Below are 20,195 nucleotides of genomic sequence, written 5' to 3'. Positions count from 1 at the left end.
CGGTGGGGGCTTTTTTTCCCCCGCCCGCGCGCCGTGGGGGGGGGGGGGGCTGGGTTGCGGCGTGCGGAGGGGCCGGGCCACCGGGGGGGCGCGGCCCCCCCCCCCGCCGGCGGGCGCGCCGCCCCCGCCACTCTCAGACAGGAATGATGATGACTCTGGACGTAGTTGCATTGACGCAGGCGATGGTGCGGGTTCCGAGCCTTTCGGGCAAGGAAGGCGAGATGGCGGCGCTGATGGCCGCGACCATGCGGGAGGCGGGCTTCAGTTCGGTCACGACCGATAGCAATGGCTCGGTGCTGGGATTGATCGGTCCCGAGGATGGGGACGTGGCCCTGTTGTTCGACGGGCACATGGACGTGGTGCCGGTGGCGGGCGAGTGGCGCTTCGATCCGTTCGGCGCCGAGATCCGGGATGGGCGGCTGTATGGGCGCGGCAGCACCGACATGAAGGGTGGCATCGCCGCGGCGATTTGCGGCGTGGCGGAGGCCGCGCGGGATGGCTTGAAGCGCCGCGTGGCGGTGTCGGCCAGCGTGCTGGAGGAAGTCATCGAAGGGCATGCGCTGGCTTCGGTGCTGGACATCTGTGAGCCGCAGGCCGTGGTTATCTGCGAGCCCTCGAAATTGCAGATCAAGGCGGGGCAGAAGGGACGGGTGGAGTTGCTGCTGACCTTCCACGGCAAGCCGGCCCATGCCGCGACGCCGCACATTGGCGTCAATCCCTTGCATGCCGCGGCCCGGGCGCTGGCGGTCCTGGAGAGCTTGCCTTTGCCGCACGATGAGGTGCTGGGCCAGGCGCTGCTGGTGCCGACGGACATCGTGTCGCATCCTTACCCGTCGATTTCCATGATTCCGATTTCGACGACGATACGTTTTGACCGGCGCACCGTGTCGGGCGAACGCCTGGAGGACGTGTTGGCGCAGATCCGCGGGCATCTGGCGGCGCATGGCCTGTCCGACTTCACCCTGCAGGTCAGCGAGGATCAAGTGGCGACCTATACCGGGCAGCACGCCACGCCGCTGCGCTGGTTGCCGGGTTGGCGTTGCGATGCGCAGGCCAGCTTGTTGCAGGCTGCGCGCACGGCGGTCAACGGCAGCGGCCGGGATCCGGTGGTGGGCAGCTGGGCGTTCTGCACCAACGGGTCGGAATCGGCCGGACGCCGCGGTATCCCGACGATAGGATTGGGGCCGGGCAATGAAGAAGACGCCCACACGATCGACGAATCCATCGCGCTGGAACAGTTGGAAGGCGCGCGCGACATTTACCGGAATCTGGTGCGCGCTGTCTGCGGTTAAGGCGCCTGCATTCCGGGCAGGCGGGCCAGCCGGTCAGTCAGGAAGTCGATCAGCAGCCGCGCCCGCAGCGACTGGTAGCGGCGCGACGGGTAGATGAGAAAGGCCTCTTGCGGCGTGGCGGCCCATTTGGGCAGGACGCGCAGCAGTTCGCCGCTGGAGATCAGGTCCTGCACCAGCCAGGCGGGACATAGTCCGATGCCGGCGCCCATGGCCAGGCTTTCGCGGATGGCCAGGGCGTTGTTGACGCGGAAGCGCCCCTGGGTCTGGACCGTGGCGAGGGTCGCGCCCTGGTGCAGTTCCAGGGTGTCGCCGGCAGCCAACCAGGCAAAGCGCACGTATTCGTGGGTGGCCAGGTCGCGGGGCGCGCGGGGCTTGCCGCGCTGCGCCAGGTAGGAGGGGGCTGCCACCAGGTAGCGCGGCGACTCGGCCGCCTTGCGCGCGATGGCGTTGGGCGGCAGGTTGCCGCCCAGGCGCAGCGCCACGTCCACGCCTTCTTCCACCAGGTCCACGAACCGGTCGTTCAGGATCAGTTCGACCTGGATGTCGGGGTATTCGTCCAGGAACTCGCGGACCAGTGCATTCAAGCGGAACTGGCCCAGCGCCACGGGCGCGTTGATGCGCAGGAAGCCGGCGGGCTTTTCGGTCTGGCCGCGGGCGTCGGCGACGGCTTCGGAATATTCCTCCAGCACGCGGGTGGCGCGCTCGTAGAAACGCTTGCCTTGCTCGGTGGGTACGACGCGGGTGGTGCTGCGTTCCAGCAGCCGCACGTTAAGGTCCTTTTCCAGCGCGGCGACGATCTTGCTCAGGGCCGGTTGGCTCAGCGACTGTTCGCGGGCCACGGCCGACAAGGTGCCCAGCTCCACGGCGCGGACGAAGGCCCGCATGGCGCGCAGGGTATCCATGGTCAGTCCTTTTTGGAAGAAGTGGTATGCAGTTTAGGGTTCTACCGGTGAAATTGGGAAGAACCTATCGTGACGTCACTTTCTCTTTTTCTGGAGTCGTCATGAATCGCTTCAATCTTCATTCCCTGGTTTCGGCCGTTGCGTTGGCCGGTGGCCTTTCGGTCCTGGCCCCGTCCGCCGCCATCGCGGCGCAGCCTCCTGTTCAGGCCGATGCCGCGCGTTCCAGTTGGGTCAGTTCCTGGTTCGCCAGCCCGCAACCGCTGTGGGAGGATTCCTTCGTGCTGCCCACGGAAATGCCGGCCGAATTGCGCGGCCAGACGCTGCGCCAGACCTTGATGCTCAGCGTGGGCGGACCGCGCCTGCGGGTGGTGTTGTCCAACCGCTATGGCACGCAGCCCCTGGAGATCGGGGCGGCCAGCGTTGCCTTGGCCTCCGGCCCTTCAAAGATCAGTCCGGCGTCCAGCCGCGGACTGGCCTTTGGCGGTCGGCCAAGCGTGACGGTGGCGCCGGGCGCGCAGGTCGTCAGCGATCCGGTGGACCTGCCGGTAGCCGCGCTGGCCGAGCTGGCCGTCAGCCTCTACTTCCCGCAGGCCACGCCGGTGACGACCTTCCATTGGGGTGCGCAGCAGACCGGTGCCCTGGTGCGGGGCGATGCCACGGCGGCGGCGGAGCTGCCGGATGCCCAGGCGCTGCAAGGCCGGGCTTTCCTGGCCGGGATCTGGGTCGAGAGCCCGTCGCGCGCGCCGGTGGTGGTGGCGTTTGGGGATTCCTTGACCGATGGCAATGGCTCGACGCCCGGCGCCAATCGCCGCTGGCCGGACTTTCTGGCGCGCCGTCTGGCACCGCAGGGCATGGGCGTGGCGAACGCGGGCATTTCGGGCGCGAGGGTCTGGGGCGACAAGATGGGCGTGAACGCGATGGCGCGCTTCGATGCCGACGTACTGTCGCAGCCTGGCGTGCGCACGGTGGTGATGATGATGGGCATCAATGACATCGGTTGGCCGGACAGCGGCTTCGCGCCGGACGACGCGCCCATGACGGCGGCAAGGTTGACCGAGGGCTACCGGCAACTGGCAGAGGCCGCCCGCCTGCGCGGCGTGCGCATCGTGGGCGGCACCATCGCGCCGTATGCAGGCTCGCTGCACGGCACGCCGCTGTCGGGCCACTACAACCCGGCGAAGGACGCGGTGCGGCGGGAGGTGAACCGCTGGATTCGCGAAAGCGGCGTGTTCGACGCGGTGGTGGATTTTGACGCGGTGCTGCGCGATCCGGCGCATCCGGCGCGGCTGCTGCCCGCGTATGACTCGGGCGATCACCTGCATCCCAACGATGCCGGCTACCAGGCCATGGCGCAGGCCTTGGATCTGGCCACGCTGTTCGGCGATTGAGATGCGTCCGGAGCGGTCAGTGGAAATTGCGGCTCTGGGTGTTCAAGTCGCCCAGCAGTTCGGACAAATCCACCAGGCGTTGCGCGATCAGGTGGCGCACGCCGTCCACGCTTTGCCAGGATCCATAGACGCCCAGCAGCGAGGCCCCCAACAGTTCCCGGCGCTGGCGTTCGATGAGTTCCGTACGCACGACCACGTTGACGGGGCCGGTCTCGTCTTCCAGCGTGACGAAGATCACGCCCTTGGCGGTCTGCGGGCGCTGGCGCACGGTGACGATGCCGCAGGCGCGCGCCACGCGCTTGTCGGGGTAGCCGTTCAACACCGAGGCGGGCTGGAAATTGCGCGCCGCCAGTTGGGGGCGCAGCAGGGCCACGGGGTGGCTGTGCAGGGTCAGGCCCACGCTGCGGTAGTCGGCCGTCACGGTCTGGCCCTCGGAGGGGGCGGACAGTTGCGGCGCCTGGGTTTCCTGGATGGCGGCGTCGCGCAGCAGGTCGCGGCTCTGCACGCTGGCGGCGGCTTCCCAGCTGGCCTGGCGGCGATGGCCGGCCAGGGTGCGCAGGGCGTCGCCGGCGGCCAGGGCGTTCAGGTCATGGCGGTTGAGCGCGGCACGGCGGGCCAGGTCGCCGGTGTCGGCAAAGGGTGCGGTAGCGCGCGCGTCCTCGATGCGCCGGGCGGCGTCTTCGCGCATGCCCTGGATCAGGCTCAGTCCCAGCCTGACGGCGGGGCGGGGGCCGTCGGTGGAGGGGGCGTGCGGATGCGTGGTACGGCGGGCGCCGGGGTGGCCTTCGGGCAGGGTTTCCAGCGCCGAGTCCCAGCCGCTGATCGTCACGTCCGGCGGCAGCACGCAGACGCCGTGGCGGCGGGCGTCCTGCACCAGTTGCGCGGGGGCGTAGAAGCCCATGGGCTGGGAGTTGAGCAGGGCGGCCAGGAAGGCTTCGGGCTCGTGCCGCTTGAGCCACGAGCTGGCATAGGCCAGCAGGGCGAAGCTGGCGGCGTGGCTTTCGGGGAAGCCGTATTCGCCGAAGCCTTCGATCTGGCGGAACAGCGCCTCGGCGAAATCCAGTTTGTAGCCATGGGCCAGCAGGCCGCCGACCAGCTTGGTACGGTATTTGTCCACGCCGCCCTTGCGCTTCCAGGCCGCCATGGAGCGGCGCAACTGGTCGGACTCGCCGGGCGTGAAGCCGGCGGCCACGACGGCGATCTGCATGACCTGTTCCTGGAAGATGGGCACGCCCATGGTGCGGCTGAGCACGCCGCGCACTTTTTCGCTGGGATAGGTTTCGGGCTCCTTGCCCTGGCGGCGGCGCAGGTAGGGATGGACCATGCCGCCCTGGATCGGGCCGGGCCGCACAATGGCCACCTGCACCACCAGATCGTAGTATTGGCGCGGACGCAGGCGCGGCAGCATGGTCATCTGGGCGCGGGATTCGATCTGGAACACGCCTATGGTGTCGGCGTCGCAGATCATGTCGTAGGTGGGCGTGTCGTCCGGCGGGATGTCTTGCAGCCGCAAGGGCTGGCCGCGGCGCTGGCCGGCCAGCTCCAGCGTGCGGCGCAGCGCCGACAGCATGCCCAGCGCCAACACGTCCACCTTCAGCAGGCCGAGTGCGTCCAGGTCGTCCTTGTCCCATTGCACGACGCTGCGGTCTGCCATGGCGGCGTTCTCGATGGGCACCAGGCGCGACAGCTTGCCGCGTGAAATCACGAAGCCGCCGGGGTGCTGCGACAGGTGGCGCGGAAAGCCCATCAGCGTCTGCGCCAGCGATGCCCAGTGCCGCGCCACCTGCGATTCCGGGTCCAGGCCGCAGGCGCCCAGGGTGCGCAGCATTTCCTTCTTGCCGTCCCACCATTGGTGGGCGCGCGCCACGGCGTCGATGACACCGAGGTCCACGCCCAGCGCGCTGCCGGTATCGCGCAACACGCTGCGCGGGCGGTAGGAGATGACCACGGCGGTCAGCGCGGCGCGCTCGCGGCCATATTTGCCGTAGATGTACTGGATGACCTCTTCGCGGCGCTGGTGCTCGAAGTCCACGTCGATGTCGGGCGGTTCGTTGCGTTCCTTGCTGATGAAGCGTTCGAACAGGTTGTTGCCGCGCACCGGGTCCACTTCGGTAATGCCCAGGCAATAGCAGACGGCCGAGTTGGCGGCCGACCCTCGGCCCTGGCACAGGATGCCCTGGCCGCGGGCGAACTGGACGATGTCGTAGACCGTCAGGAAATAGGCTTCGTAGTGCAGGTCCGTGATCAGGGCCAGTTCTTTTTCGATCTGCGTGGTGACGCTGTCCGGCGTGCCCAAAGGAAAGCGGCGGGCGGCTCCGGCTAGGGTTTCCTGGCGCAGATAGGTCGCCGGCGTGTGGCCGCGCGGAATGATCTCGTCCGGGTATTCGTAGCGCAGCTCGTCCAAGGAGAAGGCGCAGCGGCGGGCCACGGCCAGCGTCTGGGCCATCGCTTGCGGCGGGTACAGGTTGGCCAGCCGCATGCGCGTGCGCAGGTGCTGCTCGGCGTTGCCGGACAGTTCGTAGCCGCATTGCGACACCGGCTGGCGGGTGCGGATGCCGGTCAGCGTGTCGTGCAGCGGCTTGCGTGAACGCAGGTGCATCTGTACCTGGCCCAGCGCCACGATGGAGAGTTCCGCGGCCTGCGCGGCGTGTTCGACCGCGGCGCGGTGCAGGTCGTCGCGGGAGCGGTGCAGCAGGGTCAGCCCGACCCAGGCGCGGTGGGGGAAGACGCGCGCCAGCCAGCGCGCCTGCTCGGCCATGCGGTCGGCATCGGTGCCGTAGGCGGGACTCAGGATGGCCAGGCATTCGGGCAGGTGGCGCAGATGGGCGTAGCCCGCGGGCGGATCGGTGAGGTCTTCGGGCGCCAGCCGGTATTCGCCCTTGGGCGCGCGGGTACGGGCCAGGGTGATCAATTCGGACAGGTTGCCGTAGCCCTCGCGCGTCTGCGCCAGCAGGGTCAGGCCCAGCGGCGCGGCGTCGGGCGCGGCACGCAGCTGGAAGGTGGCGCCGATGATGAGCGGCAGCTTGCGGGCGCGGGCCTCCACGTGGGCGCGGACCACGCCCGCCAGCGAGCATTCGTCGGTGATGGCGAGGGCGGCATAGCCCAGCTCGGCGGCGCGGTCGATCAGTTCCTCGGGGTGCGAAGCGCCCTGCAGGAAAGAAAAATTGGACTGGCATTGCAGCTCGGCGTAGCCGGGCAGCTGCGCCAGGATGCCGGGGGTATTGTCGTCGTCCATGCGCATGCCGCTTCAGGCGTAGAGCCCATGCAGGAACCAGCGGGCGTGCTCGTCGTCGCGCTCGCGGTAGATCCAGTAGCGCGCGGCGGCGGCGTCCTCGGCGACGAAGTAGTCGCGCACGGTCAGGGCCGGGTCCCACCAGCCGCTTTCGATGCGTTCCGGGCCGCGCATCAGCCGCAGCGCCTGGCCGCCGTACTGCGGGCGATGGCCGGACAGCTTCAAGGGTAACGGCGGGTCCAGCAGCCAGAAGGGTCGGTCCAGCAAGACGGGCAGGGGGGTGGGCCGCTGGGGCGGCGACAGCGCGTCGCCCCAGGCGTTGGCGGCCTCGGGGCGGTGATCGGGAACCGGATGGGCGTGGCGCACCTGGTCGCGGCCCAGCCGCGCGACCAGCAGGTCCAGCAGCCGGGCATGGTCGGCGGGCGTGCCGCCGGGCTCGGGGAACAGGGTGGTGCTGGCGGCGGGCTGCTCGACCGTGTCGGGCGCCAGCAGCATCACGGCGATTACGGGCGCTTCCAGCGTGAAACGGGCCAGCTTTTCCCGCAGCAGGTGGAGGATCTGCGGCGCCTGCCACACCGGCTGGGCCAGGGCCAGCTCCAGTTCGGTGGGCGGCCGGGCGTGGCGGCCGCGTTCGTGCTCCATGCTGAGCACCACGCGGCGCACCGCCAGTTGCCGGGCGCTGAGCCAGCCGCCCAGCTGTTCGGCCAGCCGGCGCGCCACCGTCAGCACCGCGTCGGTGTGCTCGACGTAGTCGGTGAGTTCGATGCGGCGCGAGAACTGGTGTGGCGGTTCGATCCAGCGGTGCAGTTCGGGCGCCTGGCCGTAGGCGGCGTCCAGGGCCTGGAGCAGTTCGGGGGCGCTGCGCCGTTGCAGGCCCGCGCGCGGCAGGGCGCGCAGGTCCGCCAGGGTATGGCAGCCGATGTCGTCGAGCCAGTCGCGGCGGGTCTGCGCCTGCGGCAGCAGGGTGAGCGGCAGGGCGTCCAGCCGCCGGGTCAGCGTGGGCAGGGTCAGGGTGCGCCGGGGCGCGCGCCGGCCGGGGCTGCGCGCCAGCAGCCAGGCGCCGGCGGCGGTGGGCGCCATGCCTAGCGAGGCGCGCAGGTCCAGCGCGTGCAGGGTGGCGGCCACCCTGCGGTGCAGGGCCTTCGGACCGCGGAAGAACATCAGGCTGGCGCCTACGTTCAGGAGCAGGGTGTCGCCGTCGGCCAGCGCGACTTCAGGGGTGTATTGCAGCAAGGCCAGCGCCGCGCCCTGTAATGCTTCGGCCTCGGCCTGGACATCGCGGGGCAGCAGCTCGACCTCGGGGGCGATGGCGGCCGCGCCCGCGCGGCGCATGCCCGGCTTGACGCCGGCCCGGCGGGCGGCGGGCGTCAGGGCGGCGACGCGTTCCTGTTCCAGGACCGCGAACGCCTGCCCCTCAAGCGGCCAGTGCGGGCGCAGTGCGTCCAGCGGCAGGCAGCGCAGGAAGGCGGCGATCCAGAGGCGCATGGCGGGGAGTAACAGGTGTGGTGGCGCCCGATTCCAGGCCCACGTATAGCGGGGTGTCGCAGGCAGGCCCGCGGCGCTTCAGGATGTGCACGGACAGGCCGCCCGCGGCCGGCGCAAGCGCCAGCCGCAAGGGGGCGGGCGTGGCGTTCTGCGCCGCGCTGCTGGGGCGCACGGCGATGAACAGCAGGTCGCTGGCCTGGGCGGCCAGGTGCAGGCGGCGCAGGGATTCGGGGCGCACGTGGGGTAGCCAGCAGATCAGGGCGCCACAGCTGCCGTTCTTCAGGATCTGTTCGGCGGCCCAGAGCGCGTCCACGGGTTTTTCCGGCGCGACCCAGAGCAATTGGCGCGGATCCAGTCGCCAGCTCATCCAGCTGGCGATGTGGGGCGCGTGCGGCGGCTGCACCAGGGCGATGGCGCGGCGTGTTTCCAGCTGGGCCAGCGCCGGACGCAGCAGGCGGATTTCGCCGATGCCGGGGTGCGGGGCCATCAATTCGATCAGGGAACCCAGCGGCCAGCCGCCGTCCGGCAGCTCGGCGGACAGGGCGGCATGCCCGGTGGGCAGGGTGCGGGCGGCGCTTTGGGCCAACTGGGTGGCGCGCCACAACGCGGGATGGATACGTTCTGGGGACTGCATGGCAATCGGTTCCTGGATGGCAGGAACCGGGGTAGTGGCCGATGCATCATTATAGCTGTATGTATATACAGTAGTTAAAAGGGGCGGAGCGTGCCGCGAATAGTTTTGCGCCGGTAACGCCGTGGCCCAAAAGAAAACCCACCCGTACACCTTTCGATGCAGAGGGGTGGGCCGTGTTGAGTGCGATGTTAGTCGCTTCAGGCACGCGGATCCACGGTCAAGCCCGGGCGTTCTCCGCAGTAGATACCGAGGTCTCCGTCCCCGCCGCGCGATCCAGATCCAGCCCATAAAACCGCATATCCTCGTACCGGATCCAGTGCGACTTGCGCACCAGCCGGTGGCCGATCCACAAGGCCAGGAACAGCGGAATCGCCAGGTAGGTGGAGATCACGCCGATCCAGTCGATGCGGTCCTGCAGGAAGGCTTGGTAGTTCTGGCCCAGCGTGACCAGCAGGCACAGGACGAAGGCGAGCAGGGGGCCGAAGGGGAACAGGCCGGCCTTGTAGGGCAGGTCGGCGGTGTCGTAGCCGTGCTTCACATAGCCCTGGCGGAAGCGGTAATGGCTGACGGCGATGCTCAGCCACACGATGAATTCGGTCATGCCGGCGAAGTTCAGCAGCCAGATGTAGACCGCCTTGGGGCTGTATACCAGGCTGAACAGGCACAGGCAGGCCAGCAGCGCGGTGGCCATCAGCGCGTACAGCGGCACGCCGCTGCGAGTGACGCGCCGGAACAGGGCGGGCGCCTGGCCTTCCACCGCCATGTTGAACAGCATCCGCGTCGCCGCGTACATGCCGGAATTGCCGGCCGACAGCACCGAGGTCAGGATCACCGCGTTCATCACCGTGGCCGCCGACAGCAGCCCCGCGTGCTGGAATACCAGCGTGAAGGGGCTGACCGCGATGTCTTCCACTTCGTTGCGCAGCAGTTGCGGGTCGGTATAGGGCAGCAGCAGGCCGATGATCAGGATGGCCAGCACGTAGAACAGCAGAATGCGCCAGAACACGTGGTTGATCGCGCGCGGCACGTTGCGGCGGGGGTTCTCGGATTCGCCGGCAGCCACGGCCACCAGTTCGGTGCCCTGGAACGAATAGGCCACCACCATTGCCACGCCCACCCAGGTGGCCGCGTTGCCCACGAAGGGCGCGTCGCCGATGGTCCAGTTGGCCAGGCCTACCGTGGTGCCGCCGTGGATGATGCCGACCAGCATCGCCAGCCCGACGCCGATGAAGCACAGCACGGCGACGACCTTGATGATGGCGAACCAGTATTCGGCCTCGCCGAAGCTGCGCGCGGAGAAGGCGTTCAGGCCGAAGGTCAGGGCCAGGAAGGCCACGCTCCAGATCCAGCCGGGCGTGTCGGGGAACCAGTACGCCATGACCAGTTGCGCGGCGACCACGTCCACCGCCACGACCGTGGCCCAGCTGATCCAGAAGTTCCAGCCCAGCGCAAAGCCGAAGCCGCCATCCACATAGCGCGAGGCATAGGTGCAGAAGGAGCCCGATACCGGCATGAAGGTGGCCAGTTCGCCCAGACTGGTCATGATGAAGTAGACCATCAGGCCGATGGCCAGGTAGACCATCAGCGCGCCGCCCGGGCCGGCCTGGGCGATGGCGGCGCCGGAGGCCACGAACAGGCCGGTGCCGATGGCGCCACCTAACGCTATCATCGTGAGGTGGCGCGCCTTGAGCACGCGATGCAGCTGGTTCTGGCTGGCAGGCGTGGCGCCGGATTCTGTCGTCGGAGTTTGCATTGCTGGGTAGGTGGTTGCCGGGGCGGCGGACCCATCAGGCACGGGCATGCGGGCCTGCCCGCCGGGCAACGCCGCAAGCCAGCCGGTCCGTGGCGGTGCGGCAAAGGTTGCTTCAAGGCGCGCATTTTACAATGCGGCTATTCCGGGGCTGTTCGGCGGCCCCAGCCAGCACGGAGCGGTTTCATGGCGTCTTCCTCTTCTATCGAATTCCTTCCCGATGCCGGCGTCGACGTGCGCCAGCTGTTCATCCTGCTGCACGGCGTGGGCGGCACCCCCGCTGACATGCAGCCCCTGGCGCAGGCGGTGCGCGCGGCGTTCCCCAGCGCGGCGGTGCTGGTGCCCCAGGGTTTCGAGCCCTTCGACGGCGGTGGCGAGGGCCGGCAATGGTTCTCGGTGCGCGGCGTGACCGAGGAAAACCGCCCCGAGCGCGTGGCGCGGGCGCTGCCGCCCCTGGAAGCCTATATGCGCGAGGCGCAGGCGCGCTTCGGCCTGCTGCAATCGGACACGGCGCTGGCGGGTTTTTCGCAGGGCGCCATCATGGCGCTGGAACTGGTGCAGGCGCACGACGGCATGGCTGGCCGCGTGATCGCGTTTTCAGGCCGCTATGCGCAGTTGCCCAAGTCCGCGCCGCAGTACACCACGCTGCACCTGCTGCATGGCGAGGCCGATCCCATCATGAGCGTGGACCACATCCAGGCCGCCCAGGCGCGCCTGAGCGAACTGCATGGGGATTCGACCATCGATATCGCCAGCAATGTGGGGCACGCGCTGCATCCGGCCCTGATCGAGCGCGCCATCGTGCGCCTGAAGACCTGCGTGCCGCTGCGCAGCTGGGAGGCCGCGCTGGGCCTGAACCAGACGCCGCCGGACGGCGCCTCGGTGCATTGATCACTTTTCCCAGCCGCCGCCCAGCGCCAGGAACAGCGCGATCTGGTCGTTGCTGAGGTCGGCCTGCGAGGCGGCCAGCGCGCTTTCATTGGTAGCCAGCGTGCGTTCGGCGTCCAACACCGTCAGGTAGTCGGTCTTGCCGTACTGGAACAGGCGGCTGGCCTGCGAGGCCGCCTCGGCGCTCTGGTCGCGCGCGGCGCGCAGGGCGGCGTCGCGGTCCAGCTGGCGCGCGTAGACCACCAAGGCACTTTCCGTTTCCCGCAGGGCGTTCAGCACGGTGGCGTCGAAACGCGCCGCCGCGGCCTTGGTGCTGGCCTGGGCCTCGGCGATACGGGCTTGCGCGGCGCCGGTGTTGGGGATGGTCCAGGAGATCAGCGGACCGACGCTCCAGCTGAAGGTGCCGCGGTCGCCGAACATGCTGGCCGGTCCGCCCGAGGCGGACGACAGGCCCAGCGAGATTTTCGGATACAGGTCGGCCGTGGCCACGCCGATGCGGGCGGTGGACGCGGCCAGCGTGCGCTCGGCCTGGCGGATGTCCGGACGGCGGCGCAGCAGTTCGGCGCCATCGCCCACGGGGATGGTCTCGGTCAGGCGCGGCGCTTGGGCGCATTGCAGCAGCGCGGGCGAGATTTCACTCGGCGTCTGGCTGGTCAGCGCCGCCAATCGGTACAGAGCCGTGCGCTGCTGGGCCTGGAACGGCGGCAGGTTGGCCTGCAATTGTTGTAGCTGGCTGCGGGCTCGGGTCACGTCCAGTGTGGTGCCGCGGCCGGCGCGTTGCAGCCGGTCCACTGCGTCCAGCGATTGCTTCTGCACTTGCACCGAATGCTGGGCGGAAGCCAGTTGCATGCCGGCCGCGCACATATTGGCGTAGGCGCGGGCGGTCTCGGCGGCCACGGTGACGCGGGTGGCGTCGTAGGCCGCCTGCGCGGCCTGCTCGTCGCCGCTGGCCGCTTCCACGGCGCGGCGGATCTGGCCGAACAGATCCAGCTGATACGACACGCTGGCGCCCATGGAATAGGACCAGCGGTTGGGCGGATCGATGCCGGGTTGCAGCTCCTGCAAGCCCGACACGTGGCCGAAAGTGGGCGAGGCATTGACGCCGATCGTGGGCTGTTGCTGCGCCTGGGTTTCCTTCACCGCGGCCTGGGCGCGTTCCAGGTTGGCGCTGGCGACGCGCAGGTCGGTGTTGGCCGCCAGGGCTTTCTCCACCAATCCGTCCAGCACGGGATCGTCGTACAGACGCCACCAGTGGCCAGGCACCGCATCCTGCCGGAAGGCCGCGTTGCGCGCTTCCGTGAAAGGCGTTTGCGCGCTCTGCCGCTCGGCCACCGATCCGGCGGGCACCTGATAGTCAGGGCCCACGGTGGTGCATCCGGCCAGCGTCAGGGCCAGCAGCAGCGGCAGGAGGTGTCTGGTGTTCATGGCAATTACGGCTGTGCGTCGATTAGGGGTGAGAGGTTGAAAAAAACGGCGATCAGGACGGCTGGTGAGCCTCGTTCAGCGCATGGGCCGGGCCGGAATCCACCGACACGGTGGCGGTCTGGCCGGCCACCAGGCGCACGCCTTCCGGCACGTCGTCGATCTTCACGCGCACTGGAATGCGCTGCGCCAGGCGGACCCAGTTGAACGTGGGATTGACGTTGGGCAGCAGGTTGGCACCCGTGCTGCGGTCGCGGTCGGCGATGCCCATGGCGATGCTTTCCACGTGGCCGCGGATATGGTGCGAATCGCCCATCAGCGTCACGGTGACGGGATCGCCCTCGTGGATGCCGGGCAGCTTGGTTTCCTCGAAATAGCCTTCGACATAGAACGAACCGGAATCCACCAGCGCCATCACGCCGCGGCCGGCGGTGGCGTAGGAGCCGGCGCGCAGGTCCAGGTTGGTGACACGGCCGTCGTTGACGGCCAGCACCCGGCTGCGGTCCAGGTTCAGGCGCGCGGTATTGAGCTGCACTTCGGCTTGGGCCAGCGCGGCTTCGGTCTGCTGCAGCTTGGTCTGGCTTTGTTCCAGCGCCTCGGCGGCGACCAATTGCCCCAGCGAGCGGTTGCGCTTGGCGTCGCGCACCGCCTGATCGCGCGCCACCTGCGCCGACCGCACCGAGGCCTGGGCCTGATCAAAGGCCAGCTGGAAGCGCGCGCGGTCGATTTCAAACAGCACGTCGCCAGCCTTGACGTCCTGGTTGTCGTGCACCGGCACGCTGGTCACCAGTCCGGAGACATCGGGCGCCACCTGCACCACGTAGGCCTTGACGCGGCCGTCGCGGGTCCAGGGTTCGACTTCATAGTGCACCCAGAGCTGCCAGCCGGCGTAGGCGGCCGCGGCGACGACGACGGCGGTCACCGCGAACTTGCCGATGGCTGCGGGGCGCAGGGCATTGGGGAGTTTCATGCTTATCTCTGGAGTAAATAGGGGGAAATGAGGGATACGCCGTACAGCAGCACCACGAACAGCGCCAGGTCGAATAGCGCGGGGTGCCACACCAGGCGGTACAGCCCGGCGCGGGCCAGCACGCGGCGCACCGCCCAGGCTACGCCCAGGGTCACCACGCCCAGCACCAGCAGCCAGGGGAAATAGACGCCGTAAAGATTGAATTCGCCGATCATGATGCTTGGCCCTCCAGGGTGGGATGGGCGGGTTGGTAGTCGGGCGCGTCGGGGAAGAACGCGCGGCGCAGGCCCACCAGGGCGACCACGGCCCGGTCGCGGGCGGCGGCGCCCGGGGGCGTGGCGGCCACGCTGGCCAGCGCGCGGTCGATCTGCGCCAGGAACTCGGGCGTCTTCTCGCCGACTTGCCAGGCCGAGCGGGCGTGGAAGAATCGGGCCAGACCGTCCAAGACCGGCTGGATGGCCGGTTCCGCCATGGGCAGGTGACGCCGGGCGCGCTGCAGTTCGGTGATGTCGCGGCCCACGCGCAGGTCCTTCAGCGCGTCGGCGGCCACGACATCGTCCGGACGCTGGGCCAGCGCCAGGCGTGGCTGCAACAGGCCGATGCGGTCCAGCATGCGGGCGGCATAGGTATGGCGCGAGGGCGCGCGCGGCGAGCTTGCCAGCGTTTCCAGTTCCTTCCAGTTGGCGGCCTGGATGCGGCGCGCGCTCCAGTCGGCGCTGACGGTGCGGAAGATGGCGGCGATGATGGCCGCCGTGGCCACGCCCATGCACTGCGCGACCTGCGTGTCGATGAACGACACGATGTCGGCGGTGTTGGTGTCCTGCAGCGCCATGGTGCCGAGGAAGCCGAACAGCATCGCCATGGCCTTGCCGGCCGTGGCCGGACGGGCGATGAAGATGCCCAGCACGAAGGTCGTGGGCAGCATGGCCAGGGCCAGCATTTCGAACGAGTGCAGGGCGGGCATGATGCCCAGCAGGTACAGCGCCGACAACGGAATCGAATACACCGTGTAGGTCAGGAACTGCATGATGCCGGGGACGGGGTTGTCCTGCGACGCGAAAAAGCAGCTGAAGATGGCGGCCATGAGCGCGGCGGTGGCGCCGTTGCTCCAGGCCGTGCCGATCCAGAAAGCGCAGCAGACTGAAATGGCCACGCCGGCGGCCAGGGCCGACAGCAGCGCCATGCCGCGGTCGCGGTGCAGCGCGGCGTTGGGCGCGGGCTTGGAGCGCGGCGCGCGCAGCGGCGCGCCGGCCAGGCCTGCGCGGATCTCGCGGCGCAGCGCCAGGCATTCGTCATAGGTGTCGACCAGTTCGCGCAGCCGCGTCATCAGGCTGGCCAGCAACACGTCGCGCCAGCTGGAGCGGCTGTCGATGGCGGGCGTGAGTTGGGTCGCGGTGGCGCGCAACTGCACCGCGGTCTCGTGCGTGGCCTGGGCGCCGGCGTTGATCCATTCGGAGATGTCTGCCAGCAGGGCCGAGACTGGCTCCGGCAGCGGCTGGCCGCCGGCCTGCAGGGCGCGCATGCGGTCTTCCACGGCGGACACGGTAGGCGTCAGGGCCGCGATCTGGTCCTGCATGGCGCGCACCGCGCCCGAGGTCCAGCGCAGGTTGCTGGTGTCGAAAGGCACGTGGGTGGACATCAGGCGCAACTGGGTGATGTCGTTGGCCAGCACGCGACGGTCGCGGTCCTTCTGTTCGGTGGCCTGGCCGCTGAGCGTGTCGTGCATCCAGTTGCGGGCGTCGCGCACGGCCTTGTCCAGCATCAGCGTCAGGGCCGGGGCCAGGCCGCGCGGCAGCACGATGCTGTGGATCAGGGTGGCGCAGACGATGCCCAGGCTGATTTCCTCGACGCGGGCGAGCGCGGTGTCGAACACCAGGGCAGGAGCCGTCACGCTGGGAAAGCCGATCATCGCGGCGGTGTAGCCCGCCAGCATGAAAAGGTAGGAGCGCGGAGTGCGGTCCAGCACCGACAGGTACAGGCAGGCGCCCACCCACAGCACCATGGCGGCGGTCATGACCACCGGCGAATTCGACAGCCGCGGCACCAGGTAGACGGTGGCGGCCGAGCCGAAGAAGGTGCCGGCCAAGCGGTACAGCGCTTTGGAGCGCACCGCGCCCGACCAGGGCTGGGCTACCACATAGGCCGTAGTCATGGCCCAGAACGGACGCGGCAAACCCATGCTGTAGGCCAGGTAGAGCGCCATGATGGCGCTCAGGTAGCTCTTGAGCGAGAAGATGGATTCGCGGACGTTGGGGAGTTTCACGCTTGTTCGTCCTGTGGCTGGGTGCCCGCGCCGCCGCGGCCCAGGGTGACTTTCAGGCTGTCGAAGACCCGCAGGCAGGCTTCCAGATCCGCTTCGCTCACGCCGCGGAACAGACGGCGGCGCAGGTCGACCAGCACGTCCTCGACCGTGGCGCGCAGCGCCTGGCCGGCGTCGGTCAGGTGCAGGGTCTTGGCGCGGCGGTCGTGCGGGTCTTCGCGGCGTTCCATCAGGCCGGCGGCGACCAACTGGTCCAGCACCCGCACCAGCGAGGGGCCTTCCACGCCCAGCGCCTCGGCCAATGCGCCCTGGCGCACGCCGTCTCCCAGCCGGCCGGCCAGGATCACGGGCCAGGCGGTGGCCTGGGACAGGCCGTAGTCGGCCAGGGCTTTGTCGGCGGCGCCGCGGTAGGCGCGCGACAGCACCATCAGGGCAGAGGTGGTGGCCATGAGCTGGGAGTCGGTGGGCGTGTTCATGGAATAGATTGTATCCTATCTATTAGCTTACTAATAATTGAAAATGGCGATTATCTCCATGGATTTTCTCAATCGGGAAAATAGGGGGCGGACTTTCCAGCTATGGAAAGCCGGAGAGCGCGGCTAGGAATTTGGTGTCGCGGAGGCGACTCGGGCGCAAATCGGGCGCGGCAGCGGCGGCCGCGCCCGGCGTTCAGCCGTTGCAGTCCGCCCAGCAGTTGGGCGTTTCGTACAGCCGCACGCGGGTCAGGCGCAGTTCGGCGCCGTAGTGGCCGTGATAGTGCGGCGCCAGGGTCTCGAAGACGATGGCGGCCAGGTTTTCGGCCGTGGGGATGCGGTCCAGCACCACGGTCTTGTGGCCGGGCAGGCTGTCCAGGAAGCCGCGCACCGCGGCGTCGCCTTCATAGACCAGGAAGGCATGGTCCCAGACGTCCACGATGTGGGTCTTGGCGATGTGCTTGATTTCGGAGAAATCCATCAGCATGCCGTTGTCGGACTCGCCGGGCGCCTGCACCACGTCGCCGGTCAGGGTGATTTCCAGCACATAGCGGTGGCCGTGCAGGTTGCGGCACTGGCTGCGGTGGTCGGGAATGCGGTGGCCGGCGTCGAACTCCAGCCTGCGGGTCACGGAAATCATGGCGCGCTCCGCAGGGGGCAAGGGTAAATCATGGAATGCCTATGTATTTGTGGGTCTGCAGGCTGAGCCGCCATTGCGGGTGCTGCATACAGTACTGGACAGCTTGCTCGGTGTTGGCCGCGCGCGCGGGGCCGTCCATGGGTTGCAGGAAGAAGTGGTCGAAGTCCAGGTGCGCAAAGGCTTCGGGGCGCGCGTTGGCTTGCGGATAGACCAGCTTGAGCTCGTCGCCGCGTTCCAGGACCACGGGCGCCGTGCCCTTGGGGCTGACGCAGATCCAGTCGATGCCGGCGGGCGGCTTGATGGTGCCATTGGTTTCGATGGCAATGGTGAAGCCGCGCGCGTGCACGGCAGTCAGCAGGGGCGCGTCCAGCTGCAGCAGCGGTTCGCCGCCGGTAAAGACCACGTAGCGGTCAGTGGCGCCGGGGCCCCAGGCCGCGGCGATGGCGTCGGCCAGCAGCTCGGGCGTGGCGAACTTGCCGCCGCCTTCGCCGTCAGTGCCGATGAAGTCGGTGTCGCAGAAGGTGCAGGCGGCGCTGGCGCGGTCGCTTTCGCGGCCGGTCCAGAGGTTACAGCCGGCAAAGCGGCAGAAAACCGCCGCGCGGCCGGCGTGGGCGCCTTCGCCCTGCAGCGTCTTGAAGATTTCTTTGGCGGAATAAGTCATGGTGGTGCCGGCGGCCGGATAAGGCCGGACCTCGGATAAATCAGGCAAAAGCGCATTATTTTACTTTGCGCGGCGCATCTATACTTGCGGCCTATGTTTCACGTCCAAGATTCCATCTACCTCGATGAACGCGACCTGGCGTTCACCATGATCCGCGCCCAGGGCGCGGGCGGCCAGAACGTCAACAAGGTGTCCAGCGCTGTGCACCTGCGTTTCGACGTGCGCGCCTCCAACCTGCCCGAGGAAATCAAGGAAGCGTTGTGCGCGTTGAGCGATCACCGCGTCTCCAAGGACGGGGTCATCGTCATCAAGTCGCAGGCGTTCCGCAGCCAGGAAAAGAACCGCGCCGAAGCCATCGAATGCCTGATCTCCATGGTGCGCGCGGCGGCGCGCACCGACAAGCCGCGCCGCCCGACCAAGCCCACCCGCGCCTCGCAACGCCGGCGCGTGCAGCGCAAGGTGCTGCACGGCGAAGTCAAGCGCCTGCGCGGCCGGGTCCAGGGAGACTGACCGTGGCCGACCCGCGCCGGCGCTACCTGTACACGCTGGGCGCGCTGTTCGCGCTCATCTGGACGGCATTGGCCATCGCGCCGCACGACCGCGCGGACTGGGCCCTGGAGAACGCGCTGGTGCTGGCTTTCGGCGCGGCGCTGTTCTTCACGCGCCGCTGGTTCGTGTTTTCGCGGACCTCGTACACGCTGATCTTTCTTTACCTGTGCCTGCATGCGGTCGGCGCGCATTACACCTATTCGCTGGTGCCTTATGACGACTGGTGGCGGGCGCTGACGGGCCACAGCTTCAACGGCATGATTGGCTGGGAACGCAATAATTTCGACCGCGTGGTGCATTTTTCCTACGGCCTGCTGCTGGCCTATCCCATCCGCGAGATCTTCCTGCGCGTGGTCGAGGTGCGGGGCTTCTGGGCCTACTTCCTGCCCATGGACGTTACGCTGTCGACCTCGGCGCTCTACGAATTGCTGGAATGGGGCGCCGCCGCCACCGTGGGCAGCGAGCTGGGAGCGGCCTATCTGGGCACGCAGGGCGACATCTGGGACGCGCAGAAGGACATGGCGCTGGCGGCCGGGGGCGCGGTCATCGCCATGGCTATCACCGCTTTGGTCAACCGGCGCGCCCGCCGTGACCTGGCGCGCGATTGGGCCGACAGTCTCAAGCCGCGCCGCCAGCCTGGCGGTTAGCTACGGCACCTGCCTGGGTCAGTCGCTGGATGCGGCGCCGGAACAGGTCCGCCATGGTGGACGCCGCCAGCGACAGTGGCGTCCCCCGCAGCGTCATGATGCCTATGCTGGCGACCGGCATGGGCGCCTCCGTCAGGATTTGGCTGGCTTCAGCGCCGTAGGGCGGGATATCGAGCATGCCCGCCGGGCAGACGATCAACGCGTCGCTGCGGACCATCAGGTTCCACATCACCCCGAACGTATCGCAGTCGATGACGCGTTCGGGTGGCTTCAGACCGTTTGCGCGCAAGCCTTGCAGAAAGGCGTCGGTGTGGCTGCCGCCCGAGGTGTTGAGCAGCCATTCGCAGCCCGCGATGTCGTGCCATCGCGTGGCGCCCGCCAGCGGATGCCCGCGGCGGCAGGCGACCATGAATTCGAGCGGCCGCAGTTCCTCGAAGTCGAATTCCTGCCCGCCATGGTTGTCCGCCATGCTGGACGCCAACGCGAAATCCAGCGTGCCGTTGCGCAGCGCGGGCAGGACCGCCGCCAGCAAGCCTTCCGAAACCTTGAGTTTGGCCGCGGGCATGCTTTGCCTGAAATCGCTCAGCACCTCGGGCAGCACGCTCAGCATCACCATGGGCGTCACGCCCACGGCCACCCGCGCCTGGGCGCCGCTGAGCAGTTGGCGGATGTCCTGGCGCGCCAATGAGAGTTGGGCCTGGGCGAGTTGCGCCCGCACCGTCAGGTGCGCGCCGCATTCGGTGACCTCGATGCCCTGGGGGCTGCGCGTGAGCAGCGGCGCTTCGAGTTCGGTTTCCAGTTCCTTGATGGCCTTGGTCACCGCGGCCTGGCTCAGGTGCAGGCTGCGGGCGGCGGCCCGGATGCTGCGCAGTTCGGCGACCTTCAGCCAAGCCCGGAGATGGTGGTCTTTCATGCGCCCTCGATAGCGACAACTTGAAGTTGTCACCTTAACAAAGAAATAGCCTTATGCGCAGCGCGGGCGGTCTCTAAGCTTCACGACGA

Annotated in this window: 18 protein-coding genes; 5 read left to right on the top strand and 13 right to left on the bottom strand. The window is 68.6% G+C overall.

Features of this window, described 5'->3' with window-relative positions; translation table 11 throughout:
* The first annotated feature begins 143 nt into the window (after positions 1-143).
* On the top strand, positions 144-1,292 hold the full coding sequence (locus AC6LKD_RS15510; RefSeq protein WP_498116703.1) for a YgeY family selenium metabolism-linked hydrolase: 1,149 nt from the start codon (positions 144-146) through the stop codon (positions 1,290-1,292).
* On the opposite strand, the gene AC6LKD_RS15505 is transcribed toward AC6LKD_RS15510, so the two are convergent.
* Positions 1,289-2,194: a LysR family transcriptional regulator gene (locus AC6LKD_RS15505; RefSeq protein ID WP_498116702.1), complete on the bottom strand. Its 906-nt coding sequence runs from the start codon at positions 2,192-2,194 to the stop codon at positions 1,289-1,291. The genes AC6LKD_RS15510 and AC6LKD_RS15505 overlap by 4 nt on opposite strands.
* Positions 2,195-2,295: 101 nt before the next feature.
* Between AC6LKD_RS15505 and AC6LKD_RS15500 the strand changes: the two genes are divergently transcribed.
* Positions 2,296-3,582, top strand: coding sequence for an SGNH/GDSL hydrolase family protein (locus tag AC6LKD_RS15500; protein ID WP_498116701.1), 1,287 nt, complete (start codon positions 2,296-2,298; stop codon positions 3,580-3,582).
* Between the two features lie 16 nt (positions 3,583-3,598).
* Here AC6LKD_RS15500 and AC6LKD_RS15495 read toward each other — a convergent pair whose 3' ends face one another.
* From AC6LKD_RS15495 to AC6LKD_RS15480, 4 genes are all read right to left on the bottom strand, one after another.
* A complete protein-coding gene (locus AC6LKD_RS15495) occupies positions 3,599-6,823 on the bottom strand; it encodes an error-prone DNA polymerase (RefSeq protein WP_498116700.1) in 3,225 nt (1,074 codons plus the stop codon).
* A 6-nt stretch (positions 6,824-6,829) separates the two neighbouring features.
* Positions 6,830-8,299, bottom strand: a complete 1,470-nt coding sequence (locus AC6LKD_RS15490) for a Y-family DNA polymerase (protein ID WP_498116699.1) — start codon at positions 8,297-8,299, stop codon at positions 6,830-6,832.
* Complete coding sequence (gene imuA, locus AC6LKD_RS15485) at positions 8,229-8,933, bottom strand: translesion DNA synthesis-associated protein ImuA (protein ID WP_498116698.1); 705 nt, start codon at positions 8,931-8,933, stop codon at positions 8,229-8,231. Before imuA ends, AC6LKD_RS15490 begins: the two co-directional genes overlap by 71 nt.
* A 217-nt stretch (positions 8,934-9,150) precedes the next feature.
* Positions 9,151-10,686, bottom strand: coding sequence for an amino acid permease (locus tag AC6LKD_RS15480; RefSeq protein ID WP_492275321.1), 1,536 nt, complete (start codon positions 10,684-10,686; stop codon positions 9,151-9,153).
* A gap of 183 nt (positions 10,687-10,869) precedes the next feature.
* On the opposite strand from AC6LKD_RS15480, the gene ypfH reads away from it, so the two are divergent.
* The gene (gene ypfH, locus AC6LKD_RS15475; RefSeq protein ID WP_013394152.1) at positions 10,870-11,574 is read left to right on the top strand and encodes an esterase; all 705 of its coding nucleotides are present in this window, start codon (positions 10,870-10,872) and stop codon (positions 11,572-11,574) included.
* On the opposite strand, the gene AC6LKD_RS15470 is transcribed toward ypfH, so the two are convergent.
* The 7 genes from AC6LKD_RS15470 to queE all read right to left on the bottom strand — a co-directional run bounded on the left by AC6LKD_RS15470 (position 11,575) and on the right by queE (position 17,997).
* A complete protein-coding gene (locus AC6LKD_RS15470) occupies positions 11,575-12,996 on the bottom strand; it encodes an efflux transporter outer membrane subunit (protein ID WP_498116697.1) in 1,422 nt (473 codons plus the stop codon). It abuts the gene before it with no gap.
* Positions 12,997-13,048: 52 nt separating this feature from the next.
* A complete protein-coding gene (locus AC6LKD_RS15465) occupies positions 13,049-13,963 on the bottom strand; it encodes an efflux RND transporter periplasmic adaptor subunit (protein ID WP_013394150.1) in 915 nt (304 codons plus the stop codon).
* 2 nt (positions 13,964-13,965) lie between these two features.
* Entirely contained in the window at positions 13,966-14,178 is a 213-nt protein-coding gene (locus AC6LKD_RS15460; protein WP_013394149.1) for a DUF1656 domain-containing protein, read from the bottom strand.
* A complete protein-coding gene (locus tag AC6LKD_RS15455) occupies positions 14,175-16,226 on the bottom strand; it encodes an FUSC family protein (RefSeq protein ID WP_498116696.1) in 2,052 nt (683 codons plus the stop codon). The genes AC6LKD_RS15460 and AC6LKD_RS15455 overlap by 4 nt, the downstream gene beginning before the upstream one ends.
* On the bottom strand, positions 16,223-16,699 hold the full coding sequence (locus tag AC6LKD_RS15450; RefSeq protein ID WP_013394147.1) for a MarR family winged helix-turn-helix transcriptional regulator: 477 nt from the start codon (positions 16,697-16,699) through the stop codon (positions 16,223-16,225). The genes AC6LKD_RS15455 and AC6LKD_RS15450 overlap by 4 nt, the downstream gene beginning before the upstream one ends.
* A gap of 193 nt (positions 16,700-16,892) precedes the next feature.
* Complete coding sequence (gene queD / locus AC6LKD_RS15445) at positions 16,893-17,336, bottom strand: 6-carboxytetrahydropterin synthase QueD (protein ID WP_164793776.1); 444 nt, start codon at positions 17,334-17,336, stop codon at positions 16,893-16,895.
* 28 nt (positions 17,337-17,364) lie between these two features.
* Positions 17,365-17,997, bottom strand: coding sequence for a 7-carboxy-7-deazaguanine synthase (gene queE, locus AC6LKD_RS15440; protein ID WP_041653863.1), 633 nt, complete (start codon positions 17,995-17,997; stop codon positions 17,365-17,367).
* 93 nt (positions 17,998-18,090) lie between these two features.
* Here queE and arfB point away from each other — a divergent pair, with 93 nt between their 5' ends.
* Together arfB and AC6LKD_RS15430 are read left to right on the top strand one after the other, a co-directional pair.
* On the top strand, positions 18,091-18,507 hold the full coding sequence (gene arfB / locus AC6LKD_RS15435) for an alternative ribosome rescue aminoacyl-tRNA hydrolase ArfB (protein WP_498116695.1): 417 nt from the start codon (positions 18,091-18,093) through the stop codon (positions 18,505-18,507).
* A gap of 2 nt (positions 18,508-18,509) precedes the next feature.
* On the top strand, positions 18,510-19,193 hold the full coding sequence (locus AC6LKD_RS15430; protein WP_498116694.1) for a DUF2238 domain-containing protein: 684 nt from the start codon (positions 18,510-18,512) through the stop codon (positions 19,191-19,193).
* On the opposite strand, the gene AC6LKD_RS15425 is transcribed toward AC6LKD_RS15430, so the two are convergent.
* Entirely contained in the window at positions 19,165-20,106 is a 942-nt protein-coding gene (locus AC6LKD_RS15425; RefSeq protein WP_013394142.1) for a LysR substrate-binding domain-containing protein, read from the bottom strand. The two genes, AC6LKD_RS15430 and AC6LKD_RS15425, sit on opposite strands and share 29 nt — an antisense overlap.
* Positions 20,107-20,195: the final 89 nt, after the last annotated feature.

This window comes from Achromobacter sp. D7-1 (assembly GCF_059760445.1).
Note: the sequence above shows the minus strand (reverse complement) of the source record. Positions and strands in the feature narration are given on the sequence as shown.

Excerpts from the sequence above, each read along its gene's own strand:
- ypfH (WP_013394152.1), top strand. The coding sequence starts at position 10,870 with ATGGCGTCTTCCTCTTCTATCGAATTCCTTCCCGATGCCGGCGTCGAC.
- AC6LKD_RS15480 (WP_492275321.1), bottom strand. The coding sequence starts at position 10,686 with ATGCAAACTCCGACGACAGAATCCGGCGCCACGCCTGCCAGCCAGAAC.
- queE (WP_041653863.1), bottom strand. The coding sequence starts at position 17,997 with ATGACTTATTCCGCCAAAGAAATCTTCAAGACGCTGCAGGGCGAAGGC.
- AC6LKD_RS15510 (WP_498116703.1), top strand. The coding sequence starts at position 144 with ATGATGATGACTCTGGACGTAGTTGCATTGACGCAGGCGATGGTGCGG.
- arfB (WP_498116695.1), top strand. The coding sequence starts at position 18,091 with ATGTTTCACGTCCAAGATTCCATCTACCTCGATGAACGCGACCTGGCG.
- queD (WP_164793776.1), bottom strand. The coding sequence starts at position 17,336 with ATGATTTCCGTGACCCGCAGGCTGGAGTTCGACGCCGGCCACCGCATT.
- imuA (WP_498116698.1), bottom strand. The coding sequence starts at position 8,933 with ATGCAGTCCCCAGAACGTATCCATCCCGCGTTGTGGCGCGCCACCCAG.
- AC6LKD_RS15500 (WP_498116701.1), top strand. The coding sequence starts at position 2,296 with ATGAATCGCTTCAATCTTCATTCCCTGGTTTCGGCCGTTGCGTTGGCC.
- AC6LKD_RS15465 (WP_013394150.1), bottom strand. The coding sequence starts at position 13,963 with ATGAAACTCCCCAATGCCCTGCGCCCCGCAGCCATCGGCAAGTTCGCG.
- AC6LKD_RS15505 (WP_498116702.1), bottom strand. The coding sequence starts at position 2,194 with ATGGATACCCTGCGCGCCATGCGGGCCTTCGTCCGCGCCGTGGAGCTG.
- AC6LKD_RS15470 (WP_498116697.1), bottom strand. The coding sequence starts at position 12,996 with ATGAACACCAGACACCTCCTGCCGCTGCTGCTGGCCCTGACGCTGGCC.
- AC6LKD_RS15460 (WP_013394149.1), bottom strand. The coding sequence starts at position 14,178 with ATGATCGGCGAATTCAATCTTTACGGCGTCTATTTCCCCTGGCTGCTG.
- AC6LKD_RS15425 (WP_013394142.1), bottom strand. The coding sequence starts at position 20,106 with ATGAAAGACCACCATCTCCGGGCTTGGCTGAAGGTCGCCGAACTGCGC.
- AC6LKD_RS15490 (WP_498116699.1), bottom strand. The coding sequence starts at position 8,299 with ATGCGCCTCTGGATCGCCGCCTTCCTGCGCTGCCTGCCGCTGGACGCA.
- AC6LKD_RS15450 (WP_013394147.1), bottom strand. The coding sequence starts at position 16,699 with ATGAACACGCCCACCGACTCCCAGCTCATGGCCACCACCTCTGCCCTG.
- AC6LKD_RS15495 (WP_498116700.1), bottom strand. The coding sequence starts at position 6,823 with ATGCGCATGGACGACGACAATACCCCCGGCATCCTGGCGCAGCTGCCC.